Here is a 4162-nt window from a genome sequence, read left to right as displayed (position 1 = left end):
AGGCCCAGCGTGCGGTCGCCCAGCGGGTGCGCCGACCGCAGGGCGCCGTACAGCACCCCCCGCACCCGCCGCCGCACCACCACCGGCACCGCGACCACCGAGCGCAGGCCCTCCGCGGCGACCGGCGCGTCGTACTCGTGGCTGATCCGGCGGGAGGCGGAGTAGTCCGTCACCGCGCACGGCCGGGCCAGCGCGACCGCCCGGCCGCCCAGCCCGGTACCGGAGGTCACCGCCAGGGACCGCAGCGCGGGCGTCGCCGTACCGGACAGCTCATTGATCCGCACCTGGTGCCGCCCGGCCTCCACCAGGCCCCCGAAGGCGACCGGCAGCCCGGCGGTGCGCCGCAGCCGGGCCAGCGCGCCGCGGATCTCCGCCACGCCGGCCGCTCCCCACGGGTCAGTCGTCACCTGATCGCCCCTTCGTCGCGGTTCCGAGCGCGCCTCACCCCCGTTCGGGGGTAGTGAGACCTGCATCACGGATTACACGATGGACCACGGCCGCCCGGCAAGGTCCGGCGCCGGGGGCCGCACGAGCCGCAGGGCTCCCGACACCGATCCGGGGCCCGCCCAGGCGCGCCCGGACGGAGAAGAGGAACCGGAGCAACGATGACGACGGCGACGGAAGAGTTCCGCAGGGCCCGGGACTTCCTGCTGGAACACCGCGAGGACTACGCCACCGCCCACGCGGGCTTCACCTGGCCGAGGCCCGAGCGGTTCAACTGGGCGCTCGACTGGTTCGACGTGATCGCGGACGGCAACGACCGCACCGCCCTGCACCTGGTCGAGGAGGACGGCGGCGCCACCCGGCTGTCCTTCGCCGACCTGGCCCGCCGCTCCGACCAGGCCGCCAACTGGCTGCGCCAGCAGGGGGTGCGGGCCGAGGACCGGGTGCTGGTCATGCTCGGCAACCAGGCCGAACTGTGGGAGACCGCCCTCGCGGCGATGAAGCTGCGCGCCGTGGTCATCCCCGCCACCCCGCTGCTCGGCGCCGCCGACCTGCGCGACCGCGTCGACCGGGGCCGCGTGCGGCACGTGATCGCGCGCGGCGCCGACACCGCCAAGTTCGACGAGGTGCCGGGCGACTACACCCGCATCGCGGTCGGGGCGGGCGCGGGCACCGCCTGGCTGCCCTACGAGGACGCCTACGGCGCGGCCGAGCACTACGCGCCCGACGGGCCGACCCTCGCCGACGACCCGCTGATGCTGTACTTCACCTCCGGCACCACCGCCCGCCCCAAGCTGGTCGAGCACACCCACACCTCGTACCCCGTCGGGCACCTGGCCACCATGTACTGGATCGGGCTGCGGCCCGGCGACGTGCACCTGAACATCTCGTCGCCCGGCTGGGCCAAGCACGCCTGGTCCAACCTCTTCGCCCCGTGGAACGCCGAGGCGACCGTCTTCCTGTACAACTACACCCGCTTCGACGCGGGCCGGCTGATGGCCGAGATGGACCGCGCCGGGGTCACCACCTTCTGCGCCCCGCCGACCGTGTGGCGCATGCTGATCCAGGCCGACCTGACCCGCCTCGCCCGCCCGCCCCGCGAGGTCGTCGCCGCGGGCGAACCGCTCAACCCCGAGGTCATCGAACAGGTCCGCCGCCTGTGGGGGGTGGACATCCGGGACGGCTTCGGGCAGACCGAGACCGCCGTGCAGGTGGCCAACAGCCCCGGACAGCCGCTGAAGACCGGCTCCATGGGCCGCCCCAGCCCCGGCTACCGCATCGAGCTCCTCGACCCCGTCTCCGGTGCGCCCGGCGCCGCCGAGGGGGAGATCGCCATCGACCTGTCCGACCGCCCGGTCGGCCTGATGACCGGCTACCACGGCGACCCCGACCGCACCGCCGAGGCCATGGCGGGCGGCCACTACCGCACCGGCGACATCGGTTCCCGGGACGCCGACGGCTACATCACCTACGTGGGCCGCGCCGACGACGTGTTCAAGGCGTCCGACTACAAGATCTCCCCGTTCGAGCTGGAGAGCGCGCTGCTGGAGCACGAGGCGGTGGCCGAGGCCGCCGTGGTGCCCGCCCCGGACGCGCTGCGGCTCGCCGTGCCGAAGGCGTACATCGTCCTCGCCGAGGGCTGGGAGCCGGGACCGGACACCGCGAAGGTCCTCTTCGAGCACTCCCGCCGCACCCTCGCCCCCTACAAGCGGCTCCGCCGCCTGGAGTTCGGGGAGCTGCCCAAGACCGTCTCCGGCAAGATCCGCCGCATCGCGCTGCGCGAGGCCACCGCCGCGGGTTCCGCCGCCGAGTACCGCGAGGAGGACTTCCGGTGACCACCGCATCCCCGGCGCCCACCGCCCTGTCGTACGCCCACGGCACGAGCACGACCCCGCTGCTCGGCGACACCATCGGCGCCAACCTCGCCCGCGCCGTCGCGGCCTGGCCCGACCGCGAGGCCCTGGTCGACGTCCCCTCCGGACGGCGCTGGACGTACGCGGAGTTCGGGGCGGCCGTCGACGAGGTGGCGCGCGGACTGCTCGCCAAGGGCGTCACGACCGGCGACCGGGTGGGCATCTGGGCGGTCAACTGCCCCGAGTGGGTCCTGGTGCAGTACGCCACCGCCCGCATCGGCGCGATCATGGTCAACATCAACCCGGCGTACCGCGCCCACGAGCTGGAGTACGTGCTGAAGCAGGCCGGAATCGGTGTGCTGATCGCCTCCCTCGCCCACAAGGGCAGCGACTACCGGGCGCTGGTCGGCCAGGTGCGCGGACGGTGCCCGGAGCTGCGGGAGACCTACTACATCGGCGACCCGAGCTGGGACGCGCTGACCGCGGCCGCCGCCGGGGTGCCGGCCGAGCGGCTGGACGAGGTCGCCGCCGGACTCGGCTGCGACGACCCGGTGAACATCCAGTACACCTCGGGCACCACCGGCTTCCCCAAGGGGGCCACCCTCTCCCACCACAACATCCTCAACAACGGCTACTGGGTGGGCCGTACCGTCGGCTACAGCGAGCAGGACCGCATCTGTCTGCCGGTGCCCTTCTACCACTGCTTCGGCATGGTCATGGGCAACCTGGCGGCCACCTCCCACGGCGCCTGCATCGTCGTCCCCGCCCCCTCCTTCGACCCGGTGGCCACCCTGGAGGCCGTCCAGCAGGAGCGCTGCACCTCGCTCTACGGCGTGCCGACGATGTTCATCGCCGAACTGAACCTGCCCGAGTTCGCCTCCTACGACCTGACGTCGCTGCGCACCGGCATCATGGCGGGCTCGCCGTGCCCGGTGGAGGTGATGAAGCGGGTGGTGGCCGAGATGCACATGGAGGAGGTGTCCATCTGCTACGGCATGACGGAGACCTCCCCGGTGTCGCTCCAGACCCGCATGGACGACGACCTGGAGCACCGCACGGGCACCGTCGGCCGGGTCCTGCCGCACATCGAGGTCAAGATCACCGACCCGGCCACCGGCGTGACCACGCCCCGCGGCACGCCCGGTGAGCTGTGCACCCGCGGGTACAGCGTGATGCTCGGCTACTGGGCCGAACCCGAGAAGACCGCCGAGGCCGTCGACGCGGGCCGCTGGATGCACACCGGGGACCTGGCGGTGATGCGCGAGGACGGGTACGTGGAGATCGTCGGCCGCATCAAGGACATGATCATCCGGGGCGGGGAGAACATCTACCCGCGCGAGATCGAGGAGTTCCTCTACGCCCACCCGAAGATCGCGGACGTCCAGGTCGTCGGCGTCCCGCACGAGCGGTACGGCGAGGAGGTGCTGGCCTGCGTGATCCCGCGCGACCCGGCCGACCCGCTCACGCTGGAGGAACTGCGCGCCTTCTGCGCGGACCGCCTGGCCCACTACAAGATCCCGAGCCGGCTGACCCTGCTGGACTCCTTCCCGATGACGGTGTCGGGCAAGGTCCGCAAGGTGGAACTGCGCGAGCGCCACACGGAGGGCACGGTGGCCGGCCCGGCGTGAACCGGGGGGCGGCGCCCTCCGGGCCGGGGGAGCCGCCCGCCGAGTCGTCGTCCGGCGGGAGCCGCCCGCCGGGTCGTCGTCCGGCGGGAGCCGCCCGCCCGTCAGCAGCCGGCCGGCGGCACCTCCCTCCGCATGCACACGCGGGGCCACCGGGCCAGCCCGTGTTCCGCCTCCTCGGTGACGATGCGGCGCAGCCCGTCCGGCAGTCCGTCCGGCGGCAGGACCCGGAAGCCGAGC

General features: G+C 73.5%; 3 protein-coding genes and 1 pseudogene. 2 read left to right on the top strand and 2 right to left on the bottom strand.

What is annotated here, in order from left to right; translation table 11 throughout:
• A partial coding sequence (locus G3I53_RS30815) for a GAF domain-containing protein (RefSeq protein ID WP_164438989.1) occupies window positions 1-473 on the bottom strand: 473 nt, incomplete at its 3' end.
• Window positions 474-605: 132 nt separating this feature from the next.
• Between G3I53_RS30815 and G3I53_RS30810 the strand changes: the two genes are divergently transcribed.
• On the top strand, window positions 606-2279 hold the full coding sequence (locus G3I53_RS30810) for an AMP-binding protein (RefSeq protein ID WP_164336209.1): 1674 nt from the start codon (window positions 606-608) through the stop codon (window positions 2277-2279).
• Entirely contained in the window at window positions 2276-3925 is a 1650-nt protein-coding gene (locus G3I53_RS30805; protein WP_164336206.1) for an AMP-binding protein, read from the top strand. Before G3I53_RS30810 ends, G3I53_RS30805 begins: the two co-directional genes overlap by 4 nt.
• 101 nt (window positions 3926-4026) lie before the next feature.
• Here G3I53_RS30805 and G3I53_RS34270 read toward each other — a convergent pair.
• Window positions 4027-4162 (bottom strand): annotated as a pseudogene (locus G3I53_RS34270) (GNAT family N-acetyltransferase); the annotation flags it as partial.

Source organism: Streptomyces sp. SID14436 (assembly GCF_010548465.1).
In the GTDB taxonomy this organism is placed as follows: Bacteria; Actinomycetota; Actinomycetes; order Streptomycetales; family Streptomycetaceae; genus Streptomyces.
Note: the sequence above shows the minus strand (reverse complement) of the source record. Positions and strands in the feature narration are given on the sequence as shown.